28 protein-coding genes are annotated in these 26,811 nt (G+C 62.6%); 7 read left to right on the forward strand and 21 right to left on the reverse strand.

Going from position 1 to position 26,811, the window contains the following annotated elements; translation table 11 throughout:
• Position 1 precedes the first annotated feature (1 nt).
• The 14 genes from nuoK to ndhC are packed head-to-tail and all read right to left on the reverse strand — an operon-like array spanning position 2 to position 10,243.
• Positions 2–307: an NADH-quinone oxidoreductase subunit NuoK gene (gene nuoK, locus KK137_RS05910; protein WP_055919502.1), complete on the reverse strand. Its 306-nt coding sequence runs from the start codon at positions 305–307 to the stop codon at positions 2–4.
• Positions 304–924: an NADH-quinone oxidoreductase subunit J gene (locus KK137_RS05915; RefSeq protein ID WP_214535240.1), complete on the reverse strand. Its 621-nt coding sequence runs from the start codon at positions 922–924 to the stop codon at positions 304–306. The genes nuoK and KK137_RS05915 overlap by 4 nt, the downstream gene beginning before the upstream one ends.
• A 14-nt stretch (positions 925–938) precedes the next feature.
• Entirely contained in the window at positions 939–1,424 is a 486-nt protein-coding gene (gene nuoI, locus KK137_RS05920; RefSeq protein ID WP_214535241.1) for an NADH-quinone oxidoreductase subunit NuoI, read from the reverse strand.
• On the reverse strand, positions 1,421–2,467 hold the full coding sequence (nuoH, locus tag KK137_RS05925) for an NADH-quinone oxidoreductase subunit NuoH (protein WP_214535242.1): 1,047 nt from the start codon (positions 2,465–2,467) through the stop codon (positions 1,421–1,423). The genes nuoI and nuoH overlap by 4 nt, the downstream gene beginning before the upstream one ends.
• Positions 2,464–4,470, reverse strand: a complete 2,007-nt coding sequence (gene nuoG / locus KK137_RS05930; RefSeq protein ID WP_214535243.1) for an NADH-quinone oxidoreductase subunit NuoG — start codon at positions 4,468–4,470, stop codon at positions 2,464–2,466. The genes nuoH and nuoG overlap by 4 nt, the downstream gene beginning before the upstream one ends.
• The gene (gene nuoF, locus KK137_RS05935; RefSeq protein WP_214535244.1) at positions 4,470–5,753 is read right to left on the reverse strand and encodes an NADH-quinone oxidoreductase subunit NuoF; all 1,284 of its coding nucleotides are present in this window, start codon (positions 5,751–5,753) and stop codon (positions 4,470–4,472) included. Before nuoF ends, nuoG begins: the two co-directional genes overlap by 1 nt.
• On the reverse strand, positions 5,753–5,896 hold the full coding sequence (locus KK137_RS05940; RefSeq protein WP_214535245.1) for a hypothetical protein: 144 nt from the start codon (positions 5,894–5,896) through the stop codon (positions 5,753–5,755). The genes nuoF and KK137_RS05940 overlap by 1 nt, the downstream gene beginning before the upstream one ends.
• A complete protein-coding gene (locus KK137_RS05945; RefSeq protein WP_214535246.1) occupies positions 5,896–6,564 on the reverse strand; it encodes a complex I 24 kDa subunit family protein in 669 nt (222 codons plus the stop codon). Before KK137_RS05945 ends, KK137_RS05940 begins: the two co-directional genes overlap by 1 nt.
• Positions 6,557–6,763, reverse strand: coding sequence for a hypothetical protein (locus tag KK137_RS05950; protein ID WP_214535247.1), 207 nt, complete (start codon positions 6,761–6,763; stop codon positions 6,557–6,559). Before KK137_RS05950 ends, KK137_RS05945 begins: the two co-directional genes overlap by 8 nt.
• Positions 6,760–7,977: an NADH-quinone oxidoreductase subunit D gene (locus KK137_RS05955; protein ID WP_214536011.1), complete on the reverse strand. Its 1,218-nt coding sequence runs from the start codon at positions 7,975–7,977 to the stop codon at positions 6,760–6,762. Before KK137_RS05955 ends, KK137_RS05950 begins: the two co-directional genes overlap by 4 nt.
• Positions 7,974–8,477: a hypothetical protein gene (locus KK137_RS05960; RefSeq protein WP_214535248.1), complete on the reverse strand. Its 504-nt coding sequence runs from the start codon at positions 8,475–8,477 to the stop codon at positions 7,974–7,976. The genes KK137_RS05955 and KK137_RS05960 overlap by 4 nt, the downstream gene beginning before the upstream one ends.
• Entirely contained in the window at positions 8,474–9,328 is an 855-nt protein-coding gene (locus tag KK137_RS05965) for an NADH-quinone oxidoreductase subunit C (RefSeq protein WP_214535249.1), read from the reverse strand. Before KK137_RS05965 ends, KK137_RS05960 begins: the two co-directional genes overlap by 4 nt.
• Before the next feature lies 1 nt (position 9,329).
• The gene (locus tag KK137_RS05970; RefSeq protein ID WP_214535250.1) at positions 9,330–9,878 is read right to left on the reverse strand and encodes a NuoB/complex I 20 kDa subunit family protein; all 549 of its coding nucleotides are present in this window, start codon (positions 9,876–9,878) and stop codon (positions 9,330–9,332) included.
• A complete protein-coding gene (gene ndhC / locus KK137_RS05975) occupies positions 9,869–10,243 on the reverse strand; it encodes an NADH-quinone oxidoreductase subunit A (protein ID WP_214535251.1) in 375 nt (124 codons plus the stop codon). Before ndhC ends, KK137_RS05970 begins: the two co-directional genes overlap by 10 nt.
• A gap of 276 nt (positions 10,244–10,519) precedes the next feature.
• Here ndhC and KK137_RS05980 point away from each other — a divergent pair, with 276 nt between their 5' ends.
• The 4 genes from KK137_RS05980 to KK137_RS05995 all read left to right on the forward strand — a co-directional run bounded on the left by KK137_RS05980 (position 10,520) and on the right by KK137_RS05995 (position 13,216).
• The gene (locus tag KK137_RS05980) at positions 10,520–11,716 is read left to right on the forward strand and encodes a thiolase family protein (protein WP_214535252.1); all 1,197 of its coding nucleotides are present in this window, start codon (positions 10,520–10,522) and stop codon (positions 11,714–11,716) included.
• Between the two features lie 85 nt (positions 11,717–11,801).
• Positions 11,802–12,194: a hypothetical protein gene (locus tag KK137_RS05985; protein ID WP_214535253.1), complete on the forward strand. Its 393-nt coding sequence runs from the start codon at positions 11,802–11,804 to the stop codon at positions 12,192–12,194.
• Positions 12,195–12,367: 173 nt separating this feature from the next.
• Positions 12,368–12,748: a hypothetical protein gene (locus KK137_RS05990; protein ID WP_214535254.1), complete on the forward strand. Its 381-nt coding sequence runs from the start codon at positions 12,368–12,370 to the stop codon at positions 12,746–12,748.
• A gap of 81 nt (positions 12,749–12,829) precedes the next feature.
• Positions 12,830–13,216, forward strand: a complete 387-nt coding sequence (locus KK137_RS05995) for a hypothetical protein (RefSeq protein WP_214535255.1) — start codon at positions 12,830–12,832, stop codon at positions 13,214–13,216.
• Positions 13,217–13,249: 33 nt separating this feature from the next.
• Here the strand turns inward: KK137_RS05995 and KK137_RS06000 are convergent, their stop codons facing one another.
• The 7 genes from KK137_RS06000 to KK137_RS06030 form a co-directional block, all read right to left on the reverse strand.
• A complete protein-coding gene (locus KK137_RS06000) occupies positions 13,250–13,720 on the reverse strand; it encodes an SH3 domain-containing protein (RefSeq protein WP_214535256.1) in 471 nt (156 codons plus the stop codon).
• An 83-nt stretch (positions 13,721–13,803) separates the two neighbouring features.
• Positions 13,804–15,210, reverse strand: coding sequence for a nitronate monooxygenase (locus KK137_RS06005; RefSeq protein ID WP_214535257.1), 1,407 nt, complete (start codon positions 15,208–15,210; stop codon positions 13,804–13,806).
• Positions 15,211–15,232: 22 nt separating this feature from the next.
• A complete protein-coding gene (locus KK137_RS06010; RefSeq protein ID WP_214535258.1) occupies positions 15,233–15,973 on the reverse strand; it encodes a class I SAM-dependent methyltransferase in 741 nt (246 codons plus the stop codon).
• Between the two features lie 11 nt (positions 15,974–15,984).
• A complete protein-coding gene (gene prfB, locus KK137_RS06015) occupies positions 15,985–17,112 on the reverse strand; it encodes a peptide chain release factor 2 (RefSeq protein ID WP_214535259.1) in 1,128 nt (375 codons plus the stop codon).
• 139 nt (positions 17,113–17,251) lie between these two features.
• Positions 17,252–17,797: a peroxiredoxin gene (locus tag KK137_RS06020; protein WP_250893601.1), complete on the reverse strand. Its 546-nt coding sequence runs from the start codon at positions 17,795–17,797 to the stop codon at positions 17,252–17,254.
• A 119-nt stretch (positions 17,798–17,916) separates the two neighbouring features.
• Complete coding sequence (locus tag KK137_RS06025) at positions 17,917–20,433, reverse strand: penicillin-binding protein 1A (protein WP_214535260.1); 2,517 nt, start codon at positions 20,431–20,433, stop codon at positions 17,917–17,919.
• 63 nt (positions 20,434–20,496) lie between these two features.
• Complete coding sequence (locus tag KK137_RS06030) at positions 20,497–21,372, reverse strand: N-acetylmuramoyl-L-alanine amidase family protein (protein WP_214535261.1); 876 nt, start codon at positions 21,370–21,372, stop codon at positions 20,497–20,499.
• A gap of 465 nt (positions 21,373–21,837) precedes the next feature.
• Here KK137_RS06030 and KK137_RS06035 point away from each other — a divergent pair, with 465 nt between their 5' ends.
• The 3 genes from KK137_RS06035 to zapE all read left to right on the forward strand — a co-directional run bounded on the left by KK137_RS06035 (position 21,838) and on the right by zapE (position 26,808).
• The gene (locus KK137_RS06035) at positions 21,838–24,513 is read left to right on the forward strand and encodes an Rne/Rng family ribonuclease (protein WP_214535262.1); all 2,676 of its coding nucleotides are present in this window, start codon (positions 21,838–21,840) and stop codon (positions 24,511–24,513) included.
• Between the two features lie 406 nt (positions 24,514–24,919).
• Complete coding sequence (locus KK137_RS06040; protein WP_214535263.1) at positions 24,920–25,702, forward strand: succinate dehydrogenase iron-sulfur subunit; 783 nt, start codon at positions 24,920–24,922, stop codon at positions 25,700–25,702.
• Positions 25,699–26,808 carry a cell division protein ZapE gene (gene zapE, locus KK137_RS06045; RefSeq protein ID WP_214536021.1) on the forward strand — a complete coding sequence of 370 codons (1,110 nt, stop codon included), beginning with the start codon at positions 25,699–25,701 and terminating at the stop codon, positions 26,806–26,808. Before KK137_RS06040 ends, zapE begins: the two co-directional genes overlap by 4 nt.
• Positions 26,809–26,811 lie beyond the last annotated feature (3 nt).

Genomic DNA, 26,811 nt, shown 5'->3' on the forward strand with positions numbered 1-26,811 from the left:
CTTAGCCCTTCAGCCGGTCGACGCTATCGACGGCAATCGTGCCGCGGCCGCGGAAGTAGATGACGAGGATCGCCAGACCGATCGCCGCTTCACCAGCGGCCACGGTCAGCACGAACATCGCGAAGATCTGACCCGTCAGGTCGCCAAGGAAGGCGCTGAAAGCCACGAAGTTGATGTTCACCGACAGCAGGATCAGTTCGATCGCCATGAGAATGACGATGACGTTCTTGCGGTTGAGGAAGATACCGAGGACGCCGAGCACGAACAGGATCGAGCTCACGACTACGAAATGTTCGATGCCGATCACAGCTCCACCCCCTGGCCAACTTCGGGCCGCGTATTGACGGTTGCCTCGCTCGGCTTCCGAGCGATCTGCTTCGAGATATTCTGCTGTCCGCGGACCGCACGGGCTCCGCGGTGAGTCAGCACGATCGCACCGATCATCGCCACCAGCAGGATGATGCCGGCGCTTTCGAACAGGAACAGGTAACGGCCGTAAAGCAACGCGCCGATGCTCTCGATATTGCTCCGCCCAAGCAGCGGCGCTGCGCTGCCGTCAGGGGTTCCGAGATGTAGCGCGCCCGCGCGATAGGCGCCGACACCGAGCACCAGCTCCGCGAGGAGAACCAGAGCGATCAGGATACCGAGCGGGAAGTTCTTCATGAACCCGGCACGAAGTTCGGCGAAATCGATGTCGAGCATCATCACGACGAACAGGAACAACACCGCGATCGCCCCTACGTAGACGATGATCAGCAGCATGGCGATGAACTCGGCCCCAGCGATGACCATCAGACCCGCGGCGTTGAAGAACGCCAGGATCAGCCACAGCACCGAATGGACCGGGTTGCGCGCGAGGATGGTGAAGGCGCCAGAGGCGATCACCATGGCGGCGAAGAGATAAAAGGCGATTGTCTGGATCATGGATCGCGGGCCGCCTAGCGATAGGGCGCGTCGGCTTCAAGGTTCGCGGCAATGGCCCGCTCCCACTTGTCCCCGTTCGCCAGCAGTTTAGCCTTGTCGTAGAGCAGTTCTTCGCGCGTTTCGGTCGCGTATTCGAAGTTCGGCCCTTCGACGATCGCATCAACCGGGCAGGCTTCCTGACAGAAGCCGCAGTAAATGCACTTGGTCATGTCGATGTCGTAGCGCGTGGTGCGACGGCTGCCGTCCTCGCGCGGTTCCGCCTCGATCGTGATCGCCTGCGCCGGGCAGACGGCCTCGCACAGCTTGCAGGCGATGCAGCGCTCTTCCCCGTTGGGATAGCGCCGCAACGCATGCTCGCCGCGGAATCGCGGGCTCAGCGGGTTCTTTTCGAACGGATAATTGATCGTCGCCTTGGGCTTGAAGAAATACTTCAGCGTGAGGGCATGCGCCTTCACGAACTCCCACAGGGTGAACGACTTGATGAGTTGCGCGACGGTCATGCGAAATGTCCGGTAGCCATGAGATAGCCGGAGATCAGCACCACGAAGATGAGGCTGAGCGGCAGGAAAACCTTCCACCCCAGGCGCATCAGCTGATCGTAGCGGAAGCGTGGGACAGTGGCCTTCACCCATGAGAAGACGAAGAAAAAGAAGAAGATCTTGGCGAAAAGCCAAAGCCATCCCGGGATGATGTAGAGCGGAGCCCAGTCGAGCGGCGGCAGCCAGCCTCCGAAGAACAGGATGGCGTTGAGCGCGCACATCAGCAACACGTTGGCGTACTCGCCGAGCCAGAACAGCGCGAAGCTCATCGAGGAGTATTCGGTCTGATAGCCGGCGACGAGTTCGCTTTCCGCCTCGGTCAGGTCGAACGGCGCACGGGCGGTCTCGGCCAGCGAGGAGATCAGGAACACCACCCACATCGGAAATAGCAGCAGGTTGAAAAAGAACCCGTTCACGATTCCAAGGCCATGGCCACGCTGTGCTTCGATGATGGCGTTGAGGTTGAAGCTCCCGGCCCACAGCACCACGCAGATCAACACGAAACCGATCGAGACTTCATAAGAAATCATCTGAGCAGCGGCGCGCATGGCGCTGAAGAACGGGTATTTCGAGTTGGACGCCCAGCCCGAGATCACAACCCCGTAAACTCCCAGCGAACTGATCGCGAGGATATAGAGCAGGCCGACGTTGATATCCGCCAGCACTGCGCCCGAGTTGAACGGGATCACCGCCCAGGCCATCAGAGCAACGGTGAAGGTAATGATCGGTGCGATCAGGAACAGGCCCTTGTTCGCCGCCGAGGGAACGATGGTTTCCTGCAGGAACACCTTGAGACCGTCGGCAAAACTCTGCAGCAGGCCGAAGGGTCCGACGACGTTCGGGCCCTTGCGCAAGGCCATTGCGGCCCAGATTTTGCGGTCGACGTAGATGATCATGGCCACCGCCAGCATCAGCGGCAGGGCAATGAGCAGAATGCCCGCGACAGTCGCGACGAACCACGCCCACCCGTAAGTCATGCCGAGGGATTCGAAGAAAGCGGTCATTCCGCCGCCTCCGCGAAGTCCTCGCCGTGCAACAGCTCGGCCGAGCAACGCTGCATGGTCGGACTCGACCGGGCGATGGCGTTGGTCATGTAGAAGTCCTTGATCGGATAGACGATTTGGCCCGTCGCTTTCGCTTTGGCATCGCCCTTCGGCAAGGCGCCATAGTCAGCCAGCCCTTCGACGCCAAGCGCCGGGACTTCAGCCGTCATTGCGGCGCGTAGTTCACCGAAGCTGTCGAAGCCGACGCTGACCCCGAGCGCATCCGCCAGCGCCCGCAGAATCGTCCAGTCTTCGCGCGCATCACCGGGAGCGAACACGGCCTTGTCGGCGAACTGAACGCGTCCCTCGGTGTTGACGTAAGTGCCCGCCTTTTCGGTGTAGGCGCTACCCGGCAGGATGATGTCCGCCGCGTGCGCACCCTTGTCGCCGTGATGGCCGATGTAGACCTTGAGCGAACTTTGGAACTGGCTGAAATCGACCTCGTCAGCGCCAAGTGCCAGCACCACCTTGGGGTTGGCTGCGGCGATGTCGGCCATCCCGCCCTTCTGCGCGAAGCCGAGCATCAGGGCGCCCATGCGGGCAGCGGCCATATGAAGGACGTTGAAGCCGTTCCAGCCCTCGCGGACCAGCTTCCACTGCTCGGCAAGCGCCAGGGCCGGAGCCAACGCACCCGCAACCAGTCCCCCGCCGCCGATAATGATCGCCGGTTTGGAAGCCTGCTGCATCGCCTCAGCGACGTGCGCGGGAAGCTGCTGCAACTGGTCGAGGCTGTCTCCCAGGAACTCAGCCGCGTAAGTCGTTTCCCAATGCGGGCCGACAATGAACACCTTGGCCCCGCGTTTGGCGGCCTTGCGCAGGCGAACATTGACCAGCGGGGCTTCCCAGCGGACCTGGCTGCCAACGATCAGGACGGCATCGGCTTCCTCGATCCCGGCGAAGGTCGAATTGAAATTGACCGCGGCGAGATTGTCGGCCGGATAGGCCATTCCGCCTTGTCGGCTTTCGATCAGGGTCGAGCCGAGCGCGCCAAGCAATGTCTTGGCCGCGAACATGGTCTCACAATCGAGCAGGTCACCGGCGATCGCGGCAATGCTGCTGCCCGCCTTGGCCTTGGCGATGGTCGAGAAGGCCTCGTCCCAGCTAGCCTGCTCCAGCTTGCCCTTACGGCGGATCCACACCTTGTCGAGGCGACGGCGGGTCAGGCCTTCGACCTGGTAGCGAGTCTTGTCGCTGATCCATTCCTCGTTGACGTCGTCATTGGTGCGCGGAAGGACGCGGAGAACTTCACGCCCTCGGCTGTCGACGCGGATGTTCGAACCGACCGCGTCCGACACGTCGATCGACAGTGTCTTGGTCAGTTCCCACGGCCGCGCTTCGTAGGCGTAAGGCCGGCTCGTCAACGCGCCGACCGGGCACAAGTCGATCACATTGGCCGAAAGCTCATGCTTGGCCGCCTGTTCGAGGTAGGTGGTGATCTGCATGTCCTCGCCGCGATAGAGCGCGCCGATTTCATCCACCCCGGCGATCTCTTCCGAGAACCGCACGCAGCGTGTGCAGTGGATGCAACGGGTCATGATCGTCTTGATCAGGGGCCCCATGTACTTCTCGGTCACCGCCCGCTTGTTCTCGTCATAGCGAGAGGCACCGCGGCCATAAGCGATCGACTGGTCTTGCAGGTCGCACTCGCCGCCCTGGTCGCAGATCGGACAATCGAGGGGGTGATTGATGAGCAGGAACTCCATCACCCCTTCGCGCGCCGTCTTGACCATCTGGCTGTCAGTGCGGATCTCCTGGCCCTCCGCGGCCGGGAGCGCGCAGCTCGCCTGCGGTTTCGGCGGCCCGGGTTTGACCTCGACCAGGCACATCCGACAGTTGCCGGCGATCGACAGGCGTTCGTGATAGCAGAAGCGCGGGATCTCCTTGCCGGCAAGCTCGCAAGCCTGCAGCACGGTCGCCCCGTTGGGGACCTCGATCTCGATGCCGTCTACGGTAACTTTAGGCATTACTCTGCGGCCTCCCGCGCGTTCTCGGCAATCCGGCGTTCCAGCTCTGGGCGGAAGTGGCGGATCAGGCCCTGGATCGGCCACGCGGCCGCATCACCCAAGGCGCAAATGGTGTGGCCTTCGACCTGCTTGGTCACCTGCTGCAGCATGTCGATCTCGCCGATATCGGCATCACCGGTGCGCAAACGCTCCATCACGCGCCACATCCACCCCGTACCTTCACGGCAGGGTGTGCACTGACCGCATGACTCATGCTTGTAGAAGTAGGAAATACGGCTGATCGCGCGAACGATGTCGGTGGACTTGTCCATCACGATCACTGCCGCGGTTCCAAGGCCGGAGCCGACCTCGCGCAGGCCGTCGAAATCCATCGGGCAGTCCATGATTTGCTCGCCGGGAACCAACGGCACCGACGAACCGCCGGGGATGACGGCTAGCAGGTTGTCCCAACCGCCACGAATGCCGCCACAATGCTTTTCGATCAGCTCGCGGAAGGGAATGCTCATCGCCTCTTCCACCACGCAGGGCTTTTCCACGTGGCCGCTGATCTGGAACAGCTTGGTGCCCTTGTTGTTTTCGCGCCCGAAGCTCGAGAACCACGAGGCGCCGCGCCGCAGGATCGTCGGCACGACCGCAATCGACTCCACGTTGTTGACCGTGGTCGGGCAACCATAAAGGCCGGCACCGGCCGGGAACGGCGGCTTGAGGCGGGGCTGGCCCTTCTTGCCTTCCAGGCTCTCGATCATCGCGGTCTCTTCGCCGCAGATGTACGCCCCCGCGCCGCGGTGGACGAAGACGTCGAAGTCATAACCCGAACCGGCTGCGTTCTTGCCCAGGAGGCCGGCGGCATAAGCCTCGGCCACGGCGGAAAACAGCGTCTCGGCCTCCCGGATATATTCACCGCGAATGTAGATGTACGCCGCCCTCGCCCGCATCGCGTAACCGGCGATCAGCGCGCCTTCGATGAGCTTGTGCGGATCGTGGCGAATGATCTCGCGGTCCTTGCACGAGCCAGGCTCGGATTCGTCGGCGTTGATGACGAGAAAGCTCGGACGGCCGTCCTTGCTCTCCTTGGGCATGAAGGACCACTTCATGCCAGTCGGGAATCCCGCGCCGCCGCGTCCGCGCAGGCCGGAGGCCTTCACCTCTTCGATAATCGCGTCCTGACCGACTTCCATCAACCTCTTGGTCGCGTCCCAGTCACCACGCGCCTGTGCGGCCTTCAGGCGCCAGTCCTGATAGCCATACAGATTGGTGAAGATGCGGTCCTTGTCGGCAAGCATCAGGCGAACCCTCCACCAAAGGCGTAGAACCCGGCGAACGTCAGGATCGCCAGGAGAGCAACCGTCTTCATCAGACCCTTGAACAGCTTCCAGACGGCAACGACGGCCACAAGCGCGACGGCGATCGGGATGAACAGTTCCATCACCATTCGCTCCGGTAATCGTGGTTGGATTTGGCCATTTCAGTGAGCGTGCTCAGAGCGCCTACGGGTTCCACAGTATGACGCGCCGGATCCTGCGTGCCTTCCTGCGGCGTTTCGCCTCGAGCCAGGGCATCGAGTACGGCATCGAACCGCTCGACCGTCAGGTCTTCGTAGTTGCCGTCGTTGATCTGGACCATCGGCGCGCTTGAGCAGTTGCCCATGCATTCGACCTCGGTCAGCGTCCACAGGCCGTCCTCGGTCGTGTGGCCCTTCTTCATGCCGCGCTTTTTGCAGGCGGCGAGGATATCGTCCGATCCGCGCAGCATGCAGGGCGTCGTACCGCAGACCTGCACATGATAGCGGCCAACCGGTACGAGGTTATACATCGTGTAGAAGGTGGCGACTTCGAGGACGCGGACGACGGGCATGTCGAGTTCGCGTGCGATGAACTCAATCACCGGGATCGGCAGCCAACCCTGGGTCTGGGTTTCAGCACCCACCTGCCGCTGGGCCAGGTCGAGCAACGGCATGACAGCCGAGCGCTGACGCCCCTCGGGATAGCGCGAGACCACTTCCTTGGCCTTGGCGGCGTTCTCGGCCGTCCAGGCAAAGTTGCCCCAGCGCGCGCGGAGTTCCGGGCTATCGGCTTCGATGTGACGCTCAGCCATTCGAGCCACCTCCAGCGCGGCGGTCGCGGACGGCCTGGAAGACCATGAACATCTCGAACCCGGCGATCGAGGCTACAACCATCGGGAGCCATTCAGGCGGGGGCGCGCCGAGCCATTCGGCGGCAAAGAAGATCGCCACGAGCGCGAGGCCCGAAATGCAGGCGAGCACGGACAAGCGTTCGAGTTGAGTGAGGTTCACCGATCGCACTCCCCGAACACTACGTCGATGGCGCCGAGGATGGCGGTTGCGTCGGGCAGCATGTGGCCTTTGCTCATGAAATCCATTGCCTGGAGATGGCTGAAAGCGGTCGGGCGGATCTTGCAGCGGTACGGCTTGTTGCTTCCGTCGCTAACCAGGTAGACACCAAATTCCCCCTTGGGGCTCTCGGTTGCCACATAGACTTCGCCGGCCGGCACGTGGAAGCCTTCGGTGTAGAGCTTGAAGTGGTGGATTAGCGCTTCCATCGACTGCTTCATCTCGGCGCGCTTGGGCGGCACCACTTTACGGTCGCTGCTGGCGATTGGGCCTTCGGGCATTTCGCGCAGGCACTGCTTCATGATCTTGGCCGATTGGCGGACTTCTTCAACGCGGACCATGAAACGGTCGTAGCAGTCGGAATTGGTGCCCACCGGCACTTCGAAATCCATCCGGTCATAGACATCGTAGGGTTGGCTCTTGCGCAAATCCCACGGAATGCCCGCGGCGCGGATCATCGGGCCGGAAAAGCCCCAGGCCACGGCATCTTCCTTGCTCACAACGGCGATATCGACGTTGCGCTGCTTGAAGATGCGGTTGTCCATAACCAGGCTCATCGCGTCCTCGAACAAGCGCGGCAGGCGCGTATCGAGCCAGTCGGCGATGTCGGTCAACAGCTTGAGCGGCACATCCTGGTGCACGCCGCCGGGGCGATACCATGCCATGTGCATGCGTGCGCCGGAGGCCCGCTCGAAGAAATTGAGGCAGTCCTCGCGGATCTCGAACAGCCACAGGTTCGGTGTCATCGCGCCCACGTCCATCACGTGGGAGCCGATGTTGAGCATGTGGTTGCAGATGCGGGTAAGCTCGGCAAACAGCACACGCAGGTACTGCGCGCGCAGTGGTACTTCGAGGTTGAGCAACTTCTCGATGGCGAGCACGTAGCTGTGCTCCATTGCCAGCGGACTGCAGTAGTCGAGCCGATCGAAATACGGCAGCGCCTGCAGGTAGGTTTTGTATTCGATCAACTTCTCGGTGCCGCGATGGAGCAGGCCCACGTGCGGATCGATACGTTCGATAATCTCCCCGTCGAGTTCCATGACCATGCGCAACACCCCGTGCGCGGCCGGGTGCTGCGGACCGAAATTGATCGTGTAGTTCGTGATGACCTCGTCACCCGTGGTGGGCGACTGGTCGAAAGTCAGACCGCTCATCATGCGCAAATCCATTTGCCGCCGATGGTCCTCACCTGACCGGCAGTGTCGGTTACGGTCAGGATCGCCGATTGATCGTTCCCTGCGACGTCAACCGTGATCCCTTCCCCGCTGAAGCGAGTGCCCTGGCGGATGGCCGGAAGGCCCCCGCTGGAAGCCAACTGATAGAGTTTGCCGTCAACCCGCACCACGGCTCGTCCGGTGCTGGCCGGATTGGACAGCGCGGCGGCAATGAGGGTTTCGGTGCCATCGCTGGTGAAAGTGCAAGCGCCGTCCCGCTGGCCCAGGTCCACGCCGCTGATGTTACCTAGCTGGTCCAACGTGCGCACATCGGTCCCGACCGGAGGAGGCCCGACGACCGCGGTGGTCTCAACCGGCGCGGCCGGAGCAGCCTGACCGTTCGCGCCAACCCGTGAGGCGAAGTCGTCGTCGTTGTCGTTCTTCTGCGAGCAGCCGGCCAGGGCCAGCGCAGCGATCGCAGCGAGGAAGAGCGGCTTGCTCATTCGGCATCCTTCTTCGGCTTGCGGGCGCGCGGCTTGGCCGGCGCCTTGGGCTTCGCGGGGCGATCCGACGTCGTTGCGGGGGCGGCAGGCTCCTGCTTGCGCGTGCGCTTCTGGACCGGCGCGCCGTTGTCCACCTTCTCCGCGGCCTTTTCGTCTGCCGCCTTGCCGGCGCCGGTATCAGCCGGCTTGTCCGTCGTTTTCGGCTGAGCGATGGGCGGCGGCGGAGGCGCCACCGCAGCCTTCTCATCACCCGGCAGCACGTAGTCAGCACCTTCCCACGGGCTCATGAACTCGAACTTGCGGAAGTCCTGCGCCAGCTCGACCGGCTCGTAGACCACGCGCTTCTCCTCTTCGGAGTAGCGTAGTTCCTGGTAGCCGGTGAGCGGGAAGTCCTTGCGGAACGGATGCCCTTCAAACCCATAGTCGGTCAGGATCCGGCGAAGGTCGGTGTTGCCTTCAAAGATCACGCCGTAGAGGTCGAACACCTCGCGCTCGAGCCAACCGGCGTTGGGCCAGAGTGTGGTCACGGTCGGCACCGGAGTATTCTCGGCCGCGCGCACCTTTACGAGGATGCGGTGGTTCTTCGTCAGCGAGAGCAGCATGTAGACCACTTCGAAACGCTCTTCGCGCTGCGGATAGTCGACGCCGGCGATTTCCATCAGCTGCTGATAGTCGTGCTCGTCCCGTAGCAGGCGTAGCGCGTCCTCGACCCGCTCACGCTGGACGCCGAGCACGATCTCTCCGTGCTCTTCCTTAGACGCCAGCAGCATGTCGCCCAGGGCGGCGCCGAGAGTATCCTTCACGCCTTCGTTGGAAGCGAAGCGCGGGGCCGAATGCAGAACAGTCGCCATATTACCGCTCGATCGTTCCTTCGCGGCGGATCTTCCGCTGCAATTGCATCACGCCGTAAAGCAGCGCCTCGGCGGTCGGCGGGCAACCGGGGACGTAGATGTCCACCGGCACGATCCTGTCGCAGCCGCGTACAACGCTGTAGCTGTAATGGTAATAGCCGCCACCGTTGGCGCAGCTACCCATGGAGATCACGTACTTGGGGTCCGACATCTGGTCGTAGACCTTGCGCAGTGCCGGAGCCATCTTGTTGCACAGCGTTCCGGCCACGATCATGACGTCCGACTGACGCGGCGACGCGCGTGGGGCGACGCCGAAACGCTCCATGTCGTAGCGCGGCATGTTCACGTGGATCATCTCGACCGCGCAACACGCGAGACCGAAAGTCATCCACCATAGCGAGCCGGTGCGGGCCCACTGAAACAACTCTTCGGTCGAGGTGACGAGGAAACCCTTGTCGTTGACCTCTCCCTGAAGCGCATTGAAGAAATCCGCATCGGGTGTGCGGATATCGCCGGGCTGCGCCGCTGGTACGGGCTGGTTCACTCCCATTCCAGAGCTCCCTTCTTCCACGCATAAGCAAGGCCCACCGCCAGTTCGAACAGGAACACCATCATAGTGATCCAGCCCGGCCATCCGGTGAGGTCGAGACTGACCGCCCAGGGAAACAAGAACGCTGCTTCGAGGTCGAAAATGATGAAGAGGATCGCAATCAGGTAAAACCTGACATCGAACTGGCTGCGCGGATCTTCGAACGCGGGGAAGCCGCATTCGTATTCGCTGAGCTTCTCCGCCGAGGGATTATGCGTGCCGGTAAGGCGCGCAACTCCCATCGGGAGGAATACGAAGGCGGCCGACAAGCCTCCCGCGATGAGGAGGAAGATCAGAATCGGCAGATATTGTTCGAGGTCGACCACAAACGCCTCTGAAGATGAATCGAAGGGCGGAATTCGGTTGGGCCTCTAGGCCTAGCCCCATGATACTGCAAGGCCCGGACTCCGCGAAAATTCGTTCGTTCCCGACGCTTGCCACCGGTTCGAAAGGCCAGTCATTTTCTTAATCTGCGAATGCCTCTCACTAGCAGACATCATGGCGTCATTTGGGGCCTTTGTGTCAGCTTGAGCAAAGCCCCAATTGCCATGCACCGGGGCCGTCACTACCTATCGAGACATCATCAGCAGAAGGCCTCGTTCATGCCCTCATTCAATGATTCCGATCCGATCGTCATTCTTTCCTATGCCCGCACCCCGATGGGCGGAATGCAGGGCGTGTTGGCCGACGTGCAGGCCACCGAGCTCGGCGCTACGGCGGTGAAGGCCGCGGTAGAACGTGCCGGCGTAAGCGGTGAGGACATTGATCGGATCTACATGGGATGCGTCCTTCCCGCCGGACTGGGCCAGGCGCCCGCCCGCCAGGCCGCACTCAAGGCCGGATTGCCCAATTCGGTCGAGGCTACGACGGTCAACAAGGTCTGCGGCAGCGGCATGCAGACTGTCATCATGGGCGCCGAAGCGCTCGCCTCCGGCACTGTCGACCTTGTCGTCGCAGGTGGCATGGAGAGTATGACCAACGCCCCGTATCTCCTCAAAAAGCACCGTTCCGGCGCGCGCTTTGGCCATGATACCGTCTACGATCACATGGCGCTCGACGGTCTGGAAGACGCTTACGAGCCCGGCAAGGCCATGGGCTCCTTCGCTCAATGCACGGCCGACGAATACCAGCTCACTCGCCAGGACATGGACGAATACGCCATCGAGTCGCTGGCCCGGGCTAACAATGCCATTCAGAGCGGCGCCTTCGCCGATGAGGTCGTCCCCGTCACGGTCAAGACCCGAAAGGGTGATGTAACGGTCGCTACCGATGAACAGCCCGGCAAGGGCAATCCTGCCAAGATTCCGGAGCTTCGCGCGGCCTTCGCCAAGGACGGTACCATTACCGCCGCGACCTCGAGTTCGATATCGGACGGCGCCGCGGCCGTGGTCATCACGCGTGAGAGCGTGGCGAAAGCCGAAGGCAAGACGCCGGTCGCCCGCATCGTCGCCATGGGCGCGCACGCGCAAGCTCCCAAGGACTTCACCACCGCCCCGGTTGGCGCGATCCGCAAGGTGCTCGACGAGGCCGGGTGGTCGGTAGACGATGTCGACTTGTGGGAAGTGAACGAGGCCTTTGCCTGCGTCGCCATGTTCGCGATGCGCGACATCGGCATCCCGCACGAAAAGATCAATATCCACGGCGGCGCCACGGCGCTGGGCCATCCGATCGGAGCCAGCGGCACTCGTATCATCGTCACCCTCCTCAACGCCCTCAGGCAGAAGGGCCTCAAGCGTGGCGTGGCGAGCCTGTGCATTGGCGGGGGTGAAGGCACAGCGGTGGCGGTCGAGCTGCTTTAGCCCCTCGCCTCCGCGTGATGCGAAATCGCTCTTTCGCAAACCTAAACCATGTTAATCGTGGCTCCCTCCAAACAGGAGGGGTGCCATGAAAAAGCTCGTGTTCATCGGCGTGCTCGCTGCCCTAGCCGCCTGCTCACAATCCAATACACCCGCGAAATCCGAGGCGGCCGATGTGGCCTCCGCGCCCACCGGGACGGCCGCCGCCTTCTCGCTGCAGCCGGGAGTCTATGACTACAAGCGCTCCGATGGCCTGACGGGTATCAATACCGTCAATGCCGACGGTACGTTCTCAAACGCCAGATCAACCGGCGAAGTGGAAACCGGCAAGTGGGCCCAGGAAGGCGACCTTAGCTGCCTGACCCCGGACGGCGAAGGCAGGGCCAAGCGCTGCTATACCTTCACGCGACCGGATGCCGAAGGGAAGTTCACCGGAACAATGGCCGATGGCGTAACTATCGAGGTTCGCAAGATCAGCTGATAACCCTCGTCCGGTGCGACCATAATTGCTCGCCTAACCTTTACGGTGCCTATGAGCACCGCCTGGGCGATTGCCTTCTGACCGCACTACGTGCGCAATAAAGATTTACGAAAACACTCATTTTGCGCGCCGATTCATGATAAGAGCGCGGCTCTCCAAGATGGAGGCAAGCCATGAAAACGATCGCACTTGTTTGCGTACTGGCTGCCTTGGCCGCTTGCTCCCGAAGCGAAACACCGGCGGAGCGAGAGGCGGCGGAAGCTGCGGCAGCGCCAATCGGGCCCTATCAGCTTGAGGCAGGCACTTACTCATATACGCGCTCCGATGGGGTGTCCGGCGTCAATACGCTCGCCGCTGATGGCACCTTCTCCAATGCTGTGACCGGCGGCGAGGTTGAAACCGGCAAGTGGGGGCAGGAAGGTGAACTGGGCTGCCTTGTCCCCGACGATGGCACGGCGAAGCGCTGCTACCGGTTCAGTCGACCAGACAGCAAAGGCCTGTTCACTGGCGTCATGGCAGACGGTCTGACGGTTGAAGTGCGCAAGGTCACCTGACCGGGCCGGTGACTGCTCGTTTCCCGCCCTCCGGATAGCAGTGCAGAACGCCGTGGGTTGGGCGCTTAGGTAAGGACAAACATGAAGCGACTCGTTTTCGCAGCCATCCTCCTGGGCGGAACTCTCGCAGCTTGCGATCAGGCTGCCGAAGAATCCGACGAACCGGAAACCATTACGGCCGCGGACATCCCACCCTCCGAAACGTCGACAGCCGGGACGTACCAGGTCACGCTTGCGGATGGGACGAAGGGGACTTCAACTCTTGCTGAAGACGGGCGCTATGTGGACCGTTTCGGTGGGCAGACTGAAGAGGGTAACTGGGCCGAGGTAGACGGCAAAACCTGCTTCGATCCTGACGAGGGAGGCGCGATAACACGCTGCTACGTCCTTGGTGAAACGGCAGCTGACGGCACGTTCGTCGCCACCCCGGACACGGGCGACCCGGTGACGGTGAAAAAGGTCAGTTAAAGCGTTGCGGGACGCGAGGCGGAAGTCCCGGCCTCAGGGTTCGCCGTCGCCCCACAAGCGATCCTCGCGGATCCAGCCCTTGTGACCGGCAATGTCAATTCGGCACCAACCCGAATCGCAATCGCCCAGTGAACCGACATTGCCGGGCTCTACCTTCCAAAGCAGCTTGGCGTCGGAATCGCCACTCGCGCGAATGTCCGCCAGCCCATTGCCTACGACAATGGCTCCGCGTTTCGGATTGAGCAGGCGAGCCACTATCCATCCGCGTTCACCGTCCGGATCTTCCACCAGGCGCCAGCCTTCCCGCAGGCGGATGACTTTCACCGGCAGACCTTCGCGTTGATATACCCATTCGATGGGAAAGGCCTCGCTCGGCCCAACCCGCATGTTCACTTCTTCGGAACGGAGCGTCGCCCAATAGGGCACCTCCCGATCCTGCGCGGACACAGGAACGGCGATCGAGGCAAGCAACAGAGAGATAGCCGAGACGGCGAAGGGACGCATCGAGCCTCCCTAACAGGGACGAGGGGCGGCCTTCAACCGGGGACTATCCTTAATAGCTCCCGGTCAGGCCGCCCTTCCCCAAATCAATCCCCGGTCAGGATACGATCGACCAGTTGCTTCACCGTGGGGGTGAAGTTGTTGGAGTAGAACGGGTCCTGCTTGAACCGGAACGCGGCGTGGCCCGCGAACATCAGGTTCTGTTCGGTATCTCCACCGTGCGCGATGTCCTGCAGGGTCTTCTGAATGCAGAAGCTGCGCGGGTCGGCAAGGCGGCCGGTGGTGTAATCGTCGTGGTCCTTCCACGAAGAGAACCCGCAGTGCGACAGGCAGCCCATGCAAGCGGCCTGATCCTCACGGATAACGGCCCGTTCCGCGGGTGTCACGAAGACGACCGTATCGTCGGGCGTCTTGAGCGCTTCGGTGTAACCCTGGGCAACCCATTCCCGAGCATGGGCCAGATCCTGGGGAGCAACCCAGAAGTTCTTCCCCTTGACGCCTGCGTCAAGCTGCACGGTGTGTTCACCGGCCTGGACACGCGAGTAGGGTATTTGCCGAGCGCTGCGCGCCTCGAGCGAGCGCAGGAACGGGTTGCGCACGGCCGAGCTATAAAAGCCCGTCGGCGAAAAACGATGCAGCAACACGTCGCCTTCGTCGAGCGTGCGCAGGCGGTCCTTCCAGCCTTGCGGGATCGGGCTCTCTTCGGTCAGCAGCGGCCGCGTGCCGTACTGAAACGCGATCTGGCCGAGTTCAGGGTTGTCGATCCAGTGCTCCCACTCGCGCAAGAACCACACGCCACCAGCCATGATGATGGGCACGTCGTCGGAGATTCCCTCAGCACGCATGGTTTCGCGAACTGCCTTCACCCGCGGAAACGGATCTTCCGGCTTAAGCGGATCTTCGGCGTTTGAGAGACCGTTGTGTCCGCCCGCGAGCCACGGATCCTCGTAAACCACGGCCCCCATCAACTCGCTGACCTTGTGGTAGGCGCGCTTCCACAGCGCGCGGAACGCACGGGCTGAGCTGATAATCGGCAAGTAGTTGACGTTGTAGCGCGCGGCGATCTCGGACAGCTTGTAGGGCATGCCCGCGCCGCAGGTGACGCCGGCAACGAGGCCCTTGGTCCGCTCGAGAACGCCTTCCAGCACTTGCTGGGCGCCACCCATTTCCCACAGCACGTTGATATTGATCGCGCCCTTGCCACCGGCCAGATCGTAGGCACGACGAACCTGCTCTACCGCACCGTCGATCGCATAGCGGATCAGCTGGTCGTGCCGTTCGGTCCGGGTGAGCTGATCGTAGATCTGCGGTATGATCCGGCCTTCCGCGTCGTAGCTATCGGCGTTGACCGCGCTCACGGTACCGATTCCGCCCGCGGCCGCCCAAGCGCCGGAGCTCATATGATTGGTCGCGGAAACGCCCTTGCCGCCCTCAACGAGCGGCCAGACTTCCCGGCCAGCGTACATGATGGGTTTCAAACCCTTAAAACTCATTGTCAAATCCTACCGTCGTCCGTCAGGACGATGCTTCCCTGTTGTTGCCTTGCCCCTTGCAAGGCTGAATTTCGCCCGGTTCCGGCCGCGGGCCCACGGCTTCAAATCGGGCATAATACCCGGCAAGTTCCGGCTTGCGAACAAATTCCACCAATCGAAAGCCAACCTGCTGGAATTCGCAGAACAACAGTTCCGGGCTTATTCCGTGCTGGCGACCTACGTCCACCACGATCACCTGCCCACCTTCGGCTAGAGCCGGCCGCAAGCGCCAAAGGAACGCATAGGGCTCTTCCACCTCGTGGTACATGTCGACCAGGAAGATACGGTCAAAGCTGTTGGGCGGGAGCCTTGGATCGTCCGGCGCGCCAAGCTTGATCGAAACATTGTCGAGACGCTCATCCTCCACGCGCCGCCCTAGGCGGGCCAGAGCGTCACGATCGATATCCTGCGCCAGAACGCGCCCTTCCGGTCCGACCCTCTCTGCCAGACGTACCGTGTAATAGCCGTCACCTGCGCCGATATCGGCCACGGTCATACCGGGTTCGATATGCGCCAGGTCCATGACCGTAGCGGCCTCGTTCCGATTGTCCCGCGCCTCCTCAGGAGTGACCGCCGGCTTGCCCGCTTGCGATACCGGTCGGTAAGCGCGCGGAAACTCGCGTGATGTCTCCGGCCTGTCGCTGTCGTCTGGAGAGCTGTCGCAAGCAGCATTGCCTACGAGCAAAAGGGTGGCCAAAGCCAATCGGGCGAATGCACTACCCATCCCGTGTGGCGTCAGTCGACGTCCTCCACTTCGACAGCTTCGCCGGTAACCCGCTGCGCCAACGCGGCGGCAATGAAGTCGTCGATCTCACCGTCAAGCACATCCCCGGGCGCAGTCGACGTCACACCCGTGCGCAAGTCCTTCACCATCTGGTACGGCTGAAGCACATAGCTGCGAATCTGGTGGCCCCAGCCAATTTCGGTCTTGGCCTGGTACTGGCCCAAAGCTTCGGCCTCGCGCTTGGCTAGTTCTGCCTCGTAGAGACGCGCCTTCAGCATGTTCATCGCCGTTGCGCGGTTCTTGTGCTGGCTTCGGTCGTTCTGGCTCGCCACCACGATCCCGGTCGGAATGTGGGTGATGCGCACCGCGCTGTCCGTGGTGTTGATGTGCTGCCCGCCGGCACCGCTGGAACGATAGGTATCGATCCTGAGGTCGCCGTCGTTGATTTCGATTTCGATGTCGTCGTCGATCACCGGATAGACCCAGACCGAACTGAATGAGGTGTGCCGCCGGGCCGAGCTGTCGTAAGGGCTGATGCGGACCAGGCGATGGACGCCGCTTTCGGTCTTGGCATAGCCGTAGGCGTTCTCACCCTTGATCTGTAGCGTGGCGGACTTGATGCCTGCCTGCTCGCCCGCGCCGTATTCGACGACCTCGACCTTGTAGCCTTTGCGCTCGGCCCACCGGCTGTACATGCGCAACAGCATCTCGGCCCAGTCCTGGCTCTCGGTCCCGCCCGCGCCAGCGTGGATTTCGAGATAAGTGTCGTTGCTGTCCGCCTCGCCTGCGAGGAGCGCCTGAACTTTATCGGCATCGGCCCGGTCGGCGAGGCGCTGGAGCGACGCAAGTCCTTCGGACACCACCGCCTCGTCGCCTTCCATTTCGCCGAGTTCGACGAACTCGACCGCGTCGGCCATCTCCGAGGTGATTTCCTTGACGGTACCGATAGCCGCATCGAGCCGCCGGCGCTCGCGCATCACTTCTTCCGCCCGCTTGGGATTGTCCCACAGCGACGGGTCTTCGACACGGGCGTTGAGCTCGTCGAGGCGGCGAACCGCGCGATCCCAGTCAAGCGAGCGTCTGACGAGCGCCAGCGCCGCTTCGATCCGATCGATGTTGGCCTGCCCTTCGGCACGCATTTCACTTGGTCTCCATCAGAAAGCGGCCCGCCTAGCCGAGGCAGGCGCTCAGGGAAAGGGCGCGATGCGAACCCTTCCCCGGAAGCGACCCGGAGACGCCTCGGTTCAGCCCGGCAAAGCCGGATCGGCTTTGGGACACCTAACCTTTCAGCGCGCGAACCGCGGCGAGGGTTTTGTTGACGTGTTCGCGCCAATCCATGTCCGAATGGACCATGACGATCTTGCCATCCGGCGCGATCACGTAGGACGTGCGGCTGGTCAAATTGTCGTTCTTCTGGCCGTTCATGGTCAGCGCCACGTCGAACGCTTGAATGCTTGACGGAGTAGCCCGCGCGACGGGGAACGCGCCGGCACATTCTTTCTCCGAAAACTTGGCCAAGTCCTCAACCGAATCGCCCGACATGCCGAAGACCTGCGCGCCGGCCGCCTTGAAGTCGCCGATGGCGGCAGCGAAGGCCTGAGCTTCCTGGCTGCACCCCGGCGTGAACGCCTTCGGGAAGAAGTAGAGCACGACCGGCCCCTTGCGCAGCTCCTGCTGCAAATTGAACGAGAACGCCTTCCCGTCCAGCGCGCCCTGGGTGATCAGCGATGGGACCCGTGATCCTTCCGGCAAGGCCGCGGACACGGGCGCCGTTGCGAAGATTGCGGCGGCTACGGCGGCGAAAAGCATGGGTCGCTTGGTCATGGCTAAATTGGCCTCCTCTGCCGGACTAAATCCATCGAACTTCTCAATAGCCTCATGCTGCCCCTAAGGTTATGCCGAAGCAACCGAATATTACCACGCGGACAAAGTCCACGCACGGGTCAATAAAGCCCGCCGCTGTCCTCAACGAAATCGCTTTGTTCCTGGTTCTGCGATCGGCCTGCGTCATCCCCAACTCCATGCGCCGAACCATTTCCGCGACGAAGCTGTGCCAGGATCATCTCGCGCAAGGCGTCGGCATCGTCCTGACGGCTCGACCGGCGCGGTTCGGTGTCAGGCTTGAAGGCTTCCCATATCACCGAAGCTTTGGGATCTTCGGAGGTCGGCCATCCAGCGAAAACGCGCTTCCCGCTCTGGCGGTCGATCCTCACCATGCGTACGCCCGCCGGGGCAAGGAACGGTCGGCCCTGCCACTTGTCTCGGGTTTCAAGCACGAAGTCCTTGAAGATCGGCGCGGCCACGCGGCCACCCTGCGCCCATCCGCCCAAACTGCGCGGCTTGTCGTAACCAATGTAGACGCCCGCCACGATGTCCGGCGAACCTCCGACGAACCAAACATCGGTCGGGCCGCTGGTGGTGCCGGTCTTTCCGAACAACGGCATCTTCAGATCGCGCAGCACAGTCGCCGTGCCGCGCTGAACCACGCCTTCGAGCATGTGTACGACCTGGTAGGCTGTGCGCGCGTCGAGAACCTGGCGGCCCTGCTCACGAATGCGGGGCATCGCCTTGCCGTCCCATTTCGCCATGTTGCATCCGACGCACTCGCGCTCGTCCGCACGCCAGATGACCTTGCCGTTCCTGTCCTGCACGTAGTCGATCACCGAGGCGCTGTGCTGCAACCCGTGATTGACCAGCGCTGAATAGGCATTGACCATCTTCTCGACGGTCGTTTCGCCCGCGCCCAGCGCGAACGAGGGGTAGTTCCCGTATTTTCCGATGCCGACACGCTCGAAAGTGCGGGTGACATTCTCCATGCCCGCATCCATCGCGATGTGGACGGTCATCAGGTTGCGCGATTGCTCGAGGCCCCAGCGCATCGTGTGCTCGCCACCGCCCTCGCCGCCGAAGTTGCGAAAGCACTTTTCGCCCAAATTCGCGCCCTGGTAATAGCAATAGGTCTGGTCCGGGATCATCGTCGCCGGAGTCATGCCGTTGTCGAGGCCTGTCGCGTATACGAAGGGCTTGATCGTTGAACCGGGCTGCCGTTGCGCCTGGGTCGAACGGTTGAAGTCGCTCAACCGGAAGTCGAATCCGCCCTGCATGGCCATGATCCGGCCGGTGTTCGGATCCTGGGCGAGAAAACCGCCCGAAACTTCAGGGACCGTCCTGACAGCCCAGGCATTGCCGCTTGGAGAAACGGCCGTCACGTCGCCGACCTTGATCGCGTCGGGCGTCCCCACCAGCGGAGCTTCTTCTCCGTTGGCAAAGCCGATCCGACCCGGAGCGGTCACAACGCCGACCCGCCAATTCTGATAATTGATCCCGAGGTTGCTGCTGGCGAGCTGCTCGGTCAAGTCGCCGTCGTCGGGGTTCAGCTTGGCGACCGGACCATGCCATGCACGCCCGCCACCGAAACGCATCAGGCCCTTGCGTAAGGCGTCACTCGCCGCGCCCTGCATCTCGGTATCGAGCGAAGTCCGCACCCAAAGCCCACCAGCATAGACGCTATGCGGCCCGTCCTCAGCCTTCTCACCGTAGCGCTCGATCAACTGGCGCCGGACTTCCTCGAGGAAATAGCCGGCATCGGCCGACTTGGCTTCCGGTCGCTGGCGGATGAGTCCGAGGGGTTGCGCCTTGGCCGCGGCGGCCTGAGCAGCGGTGATGTGGCCGTTCTCGGCCATGACATCGAGGACGAAGTTGCGCCGCTGGATGGCCTGCTCTCGATACTTCTCGCGGCCGTATTGCTCTGGCGCTTTGGGAAGGATGGCGAGGAAGGCCATTTCGTGCAGGTCGAGATCGCCGACGTCCTTGTCGAAATAGGCCCGGCTCGCGGCCTGCACACCGAAGCTGCGGCGACCGAGCGGGATTTCGTTGAGATAGAGCTCCATGATCTCGCGCTTGGTCAGCACCGATTCGATGCGCCGGGCGAGAATCATCTCCTTGAGCTTGCGGGTGATCGAATATTCGTTGCCGATCAGGATGTTCTTGGCGACCTGCTGGGTAATCGTCGAACCACCCTTGGCGCGCTCTCCGCTGCCCATCTTGCTGACATAGTCGAACACCGCGCCGGCAAAGCCCGGGTAGTCGATACCGCCGTGGGTCCAGAAGGTCTCGTCCTCCGCCGAAGTGTAGGCGTTGACCAACTGCGCCGGAAAATCCTTGTACTGGAGTTGCACCCTGCGTTCGCGCGCGAACGAGTGGACAACTTCGCCATCAATGCCGCGCACTACGGAAGGCAGCGGCGGTTCGTAGTCGAGCAGGGTTTCGGCATCAGGGAGGTTACGAGCAATGATCAGCCAAGCGGCGAACCAGAGAACAGCGAGTCCGATGAGGCCATAACCGGCTAGGCGAAACCAGCGCTTCTCGCGCCAGTTCTCGCGAAACCACGTGATCACTCCGCCGGCTTCACGGCGGATGCGGTAGTGGAACGGTTCTGCGGTCTGATCGGTCTCGGCCATTGCGCGGCCCCTTAGCATGGGGATTCTGTCGTGCGCCAGAACGATGCGACAGCTTGTGCGCGACTACGCCCCGGCCTCGCGAGCAAAATAGATGCGGATCGCCTGCGCCATAGCCTCGGCGAAGCGTGCCTGACCTTCGGGAGATGCCAGGCGACCCGCGTCCTCGGGATTGGATACGAAGCCGGCCTCGAACAGCGCCGAAGGCACATCTGGCGATTTGAGCACGACGAGCGCTGCCGAGCGGAGGGGTTGGGGGTTGAACTTCAGTTTCTCCGCCCCTTCCCGGACGATCAACCGGGCGAATTCGTCGGACCCTTGCTGCGAACGCCGCTGGGCGAGGTCGATGAGGATAGCGTTGACCCTGGCATCCTGGTTCGCGAGTTCGACGCCGTTCACCGTGTCGACGCTGTTCTCCCTCGCGGCGAAGCGCGCCGCCGCCTCGCTCGAGGCCCGTTCGGAAAGAGTATAGACGCTGGCACCAGTTACCGCGGACTTGTCGCCGGCGGAATCGGCGTGGATCGAAAGGAAGAGGTCCGCACCAAGACGTCGGGCAATCTCGGCCCGCTCCTCCAGCACCAGATAGCTATCGTCGTCGCGGGTCATCGCCACTCGAATGCCGCCCTCCCGCAATAGCTTGTCCCGCAGCGCGCGGGCCAGACCTAGCGCGATCGCTTTCTCCTGCAGGCCTTCCGCACTAGCGCCCGGATCATGACCACCGTGGCCGGCATCGATCACGACCAGGGGTCGGCTGGCGTCCTCAGGGCCGAGTATCTCCGGCAAGCCTACGGCACCACCCGGCTCAGGCAGGATCATGCGCACGACGTAGTTGCGCCCCAAGAGAGGCGCTTTCATGCCGAGTAACGCGCCCACGCCAAGCAGCCCGGCCAGCACGAGAAGCGGGGCGATGAAGATCAACGCTATCTGCAGGCGATGTGACATTCCCGAAGCCGTCGTTAGTCAAACCCTGATTCCGAGAACAGGGAAATTTGCGCGAGCGCGCAATAAGGTTGCCGAGCCTTTCCCCCAATGCTAGCAAACGTGAGACCGGGAGCTGAGCCTTCCGGCCACGCCGGTCCGCCGTTCTGCGGTCTCGGCAATGCCTACAGGTTGATGCCATAATGAGAAGCAAGAGCCATATTGCCAGTCCGCAGCCGCAAGGTTGCGCCATGGCGGTCGCTCTGGCGCAGCCAATACCCCCGCGCCTTCGCATTTCGGCAGACACGTTCGACAGCGCCCCCCGCAACATTGCACGCAAGTTGGCTAAGGGCGCCAATCCTATCTCCGTCCAAGTAACCGGTTATCGTCCGGCAAGTGACGGAATTCACACAGATCGGCGCGCTTCGGCCCATGCCATTCCCAGCGGGACTATGGACATGGCAGCCGGGCGCGCCTGGAGACTATTTAATGGCAACGCGCATGCTGATCGATGCGCGCCACCCGGAAGAAACGCGGGTGGCGGTGCTCAAAGGAAACCGGATTGAAGAATTCGATTTCGAATCTGCCGAACACAAGCAGATCAAAGGTAACATCTATCTAGCCAAGGTTACTCGCGTAGAGCCGTCTCTACAGGCGGCCTTTGTGGATTTCGGCGGAAATCGCCACGGGTTCCTCGCTTTCAGCGAGATCCACCCCGACTACTATCAAATTCCCCACGCGGACCGGGAAGCTCTGCTGGCGGAAGAACGCGCCCATGCGGAAGAAGAGGCTGCTCTTCGTGCCGACGAGGACGAGTTCGACGATGAGGCCGAAGGTGACGACCGCGATCTCGAACACTCGCATGTCGAGGAAATCGACACGAGCGAGAAGGACGATGTCGCGACGATCGAAGACGGGCACCTCGAAAACGGCGATAACGACGTCGACGAAGACTCTGACGATGCCGCCCGTTACGAAGGCGATGACGAGAGATCCGATGGCGATGCCCAGCGCGGTCGCCGGGGGCGTGGCCGCCGTCAGGGACGCTCGCGCGCCAAAGAAATGGACGAGTTGCGGGCCAAGCGCCAGGCGCTGCGCCGTCGCTACAAGATCCAGGACGTGATCCAGCGCCGCCAGGTCCTGCTGGTTCAGGTGGTCAAGGAAGAACGTGGCAACAAGGGTGCAGCCCTCACCACTTACCTCAGCCTCGCTGGCCGCTATTGCGTGCTCATGCCCAATTCGGGCCACGGCGGCGGCATCAGCCGCAAGATCTCGAGCGCGGCTGATCGCAAGCGCCTGAAACAGATCGTGGGCGAACTCAGCCTGCCCAAGTCCATGGGCCTGATCGTCCGTACCGCGGGCCTGCAGCGCACGAAGACCGAGATCAAGCGCGACTTCGACTACCTTGCGCGCCTGTGGGACGAGATTCGCGAGAAGACTCTCGCCTCAAGCGCGCCGATGATGATCCATTCGGACTCAGACCTGGTGAAGCGGGCGATCCGCGACATCTATAACAAGGAGATCGAGGAAGTCGTCGTCGAGGGCGAAGGCGGCTATCGCGCGGCCAAGGAGTTCATGAAGCTGCTGATGCCGAGCCATGCCCGGCGCGTGAAGCAGTACGCCGACCCTGTCCCGCTATTCCAGCGTTACGGAGCGGAAGATCAGCTTTCGGCCATGTACGATCCGGTCGTGCAGCTGAAGAGCGGCGGCTACCTCGTGATCAACCCGACCGAGGCGTTGGTATCGATCGACATCAACTCCGGCCGCTCCACCAAGGAGCACGGGATCGAAGCGACCGCGCTTAACACCAACCTCGAGGCCGCGCGCGAGATCGCCCGCCAGCTGCGCCTGCGTGATATGGCTGGCCTCGTGGTCATCGACTTCATCGACATGGAGTACGGATCGAACATCCGTAAGGTCGAGAAGGCGATGAAGGAGGCGCTGAAGAACGACCGTGCCCGCATCCAGGTCGGCCGCATTTCGGGCTTCGGCTTGATGGAGATGAGCCGCCAGCGCCTGCGCACCGGCGTGCTCGAAGCCACTACGCGGGCCTGCCCGCACTGCGACGGCACCGGCCTCGTTCGTACCGCTTCGAGCGCCGGCCTCTCGGCCCTGCGCCTGATCGAGGACGAAGCGGCCAAGGGCAAGGGCACCACGATCTCGCTCTTCGCTTCGACCGAAGCGGCGATCTACCTGCTCAACGCCAAGCGCGCCGATCTTGCCGAGATCGAAGAGCGCTACGGCGTAACGGTGGAAGTCATTCCCGAGGGCGAGGACGAAGGCGCCAAGATGCGGGTCGGCAGTTCCGGCCCGCGCCCGACGACAGTGCCTCGTTTCGAGCCGATCGTCGAGGAGCCGGACGACAGCCTACCTGAAGAATACGAAGAAGAAGACGAGGAAGCTTTCGAAGCTCGCCCCGAACGCGATTCGGATGGTGAAGGTCGCGGCAAGCGCCGCCGGCGTCGCCGTGGCGGACGCGGACGCAGCCGTCTCGACGATCGCCAGGCGGAAGGTGAGGAGCAGCAGCCCGACACCGAGGGCGAGGAAGCCGGCGAGGAAAGCCAGCATCCGGTCGACGAAGGTACACCCGACGGAGAGGATCGTCCCCGCAAGCGTCGTCGTCGCGGTGGCCGTCGCCGGCGCCGTGGCGGTGATGGCGAGGCTGGGACCGAGGCCGAGGGCGAAGCTGCCGAGGGCGAAGTAACGGAAACGGAAGAGGTTGCAGCCGTAACCGAGGCGCTTCCGGCCGAAACTACGGCGGAAGAGATCGAAGCCCCGGCTCCCAAGCCGCGTGGACGCCGCCGGAAAGCCGAGCCCAAGGCGGAGGACGTGGAAGCCTTGGCTGAAGCGCCAGTGGAAGCCGCCGAGGAACCGGCGCCCAAGCCCAAGCGCACGCGCCGCAAGAAGGTCGACGCTGAAGCCCAGGCCGACGTCGAGGCCGCTCCTGCGGAGATCGCCGAAGTGGCACCGGAACCGGTCGCGGAGGAGCCTGCTAAGCCCAAGCGCACACGCCGCAAGAAAGCCGAACCTACCGCCGAGGCGGAAGCGACTGCCGAACCGGCTCCGGCCCCTGAGGCGGCCAACGACGCGAACGGCGGTGAAGCGGAAGCAGAAGCCACCGGAACGCCGCGTCGCGGGTGGTGGCAGCGCACTTTTGGGGAATAGCCCTTAAGGATCGCAGGCGCTGCTCGGCCGACTAGTCGGTCAGCCGGGCGGCGCCTGCGGCGCACTGCTGGAAACAGCGCTCAAAATCAGGCGTGGCCACGCCGGCTCCGCAAAAGTCGCAGTCCGAGCCAGGCAGCCCCTGCCAGCGCCGCAATCCGCAGGGCTCGGCTGCCGTGCGGACTCTTGCGCTCGTCTACCTGTTTCTGGGCCCAGGTGTGCGGCATGGCGGAATTCGGAATTCTCGACATCGTCATGCATCCCTTTGTGGTCCAGGCGTCAACGAGGTCCTTCCCACATCGGTTCCGGCAAGGGGCAGTGTGCATTCCTTGCAACAGCTGTTTCGCCCCAAGCGCTTGCCCTGCCCGCAACAGCGGCTAGATAGGCCGCGACGCAGCAGGATTTCCCGATGGCCACCTTCACGCTTCCGACAAACAGCAAGATCACCGGCAAAGGCCGCGACCACAAAGCCCCGGGCGCGGCTCGTGTGCGCAAGTTCAAGATCTATCGGTGGGATCCCGAAAGCGGTGAGAATCCCCGCTACGATACCTTCGAGATCGACCTCGACCAATGTGGCCCCATGGTCCTCGACGCGCTGATCAAGATAAAGAACGAGATTGACCCCACGCTGACCTTCCGTCGCTCTTGCCGCGAGGGGATCTGCGGATCCTGTTCCATGAACATGAACGGCCGCAACGGCCTCGCCTGCACTACTTCGATGGAAGATCTCTCTGGCGAAATCCGCGTCACTCCGCTGCCTCACATGGAAGTGGTGAAGGACCTCGTCCCCGACTTCAGCCAGTTCTACGCTCAATATGCATCGATCCGCCCATGGCTGCAGACCGTCTCGACCACTCCAAGTGGGAAGGAACGCCTGCAAAGCCCTGAAGAGCGAGAAAAACTCGACGGGCTTTACGAGTGCATTCTCTGCGCCTGTTGCTCGACCGCTTGCCCGAGTTACTGGTGGAATTCGGACGTGTTCCTCGGCCCCGCTATCCTGCTCCAGGCCTATCGCTGGTTGGCCGACAGCCGCGACGAGATGACGGGTGAGCGCCTCGACGCGCTGGAGGATCCGTTCCGCCTCTACCGCTGCCACACGATCATGAATTGCGCCAACGTCTGCCCCAAGGGCCTCAACCCTGCCAAGGCGATTGCCGAAACCAAGAAGATGCTGGCGGAGCGGCACGCCTGAGCGGACTGCTTGAACGTTATCGCGCGCTCGTAGCTGCGGGCGAACTTCGGCCGGATCCCGCACAAAAGGCTGCGGCCGAACGGCTGGAGGCGCTGCAGCACGCCCTTGAGGCGGTGCAACGCGGCGGCTTGCTCGGCCGGCTGTTTGGCCGGCCGAACCAAGCGAAGGGCCTTTACCTCTGGGGCGGCGTGGGTCGCGGGAAGTCCATGCTGATGGACTTGTTCCACGAAACCCTGGAGATCGAGGATAAGCGACGAGTTCACTTCCACGCCTTCATGATCGAGGTCCACCAGCGCTTGCGCGAAGCGCGGAAGGCCGAAAGCGGCGATCCAATTCCGCAAGTCGCGGAAGCGCTGGCACGGGACCTGCGCTGCCTCGCTTTCGACGAGATGGTCGTCAACAACAGCGCCGACGCGATGATCATGAGCCGCCTGTTCCGAGCCCTGATCTGTGACAAGGGCGTCACAGTGGTCACGACCTCGAACCGCCCTCCCCGGGACCTCTACAAGGACGGCCTCAACCGCGAACATTTCCTGCCCTTCATTTCCCTGATTGAGCAGCAGCTCGACGTGATTGAGCTCAATGGGCCCGTCGACTATCGGCTCGAGCGCCTCGGTGGGATGGCCACTTGGTATTCTCCGGCCGACGGGCACGCCACCGCGCATTTGCGGGAAGCCTTCTTTCGACTGACCGACTATCCACCCGAAGATGCGGAGCACGTGCCCTCGGCCGAACTCGACGTTGGCGGGGGAAGGACGCTTCGAGTCCCAAAGAGCCTCAAGGGCGTCGCCGTGTTCAGCTTCAAGCGATTGTGCGGGGAAGCCCGCGGGGCGGCGGACTACCTAGCTGTGGCGAGGACCTATCACACGGTGATCGTGGTCGGCATCCCGATCATGGGTCCGGAAATGCGCAACGAAGCCGCGCGCTTCGTCACGCTGATCGACGCGCTCTACGAGAACAAGGTCAAGCTGCTCGCTTCGGCAGCGGCCAAACCCGAGGCGCTATATCCGACCGGGGACGGACGCTTCGAATTCGATCGGACGGTGAGCCGGCTCATGGAAATGCAGAGTGCCGACTATATGGCCGAAGGCCACGGCGAGGTATAGGCT

Origin of the sequence: Croceibacterium selenioxidans (genome assembly GCF_018599195.1) — a bacterium.
Lineage (GTDB): Bacteria > Pseudomonadota > Alphaproteobacteria > Sphingomonadales > Sphingomonadaceae > Croceibacterium_A > Croceibacterium_A selenioxidans.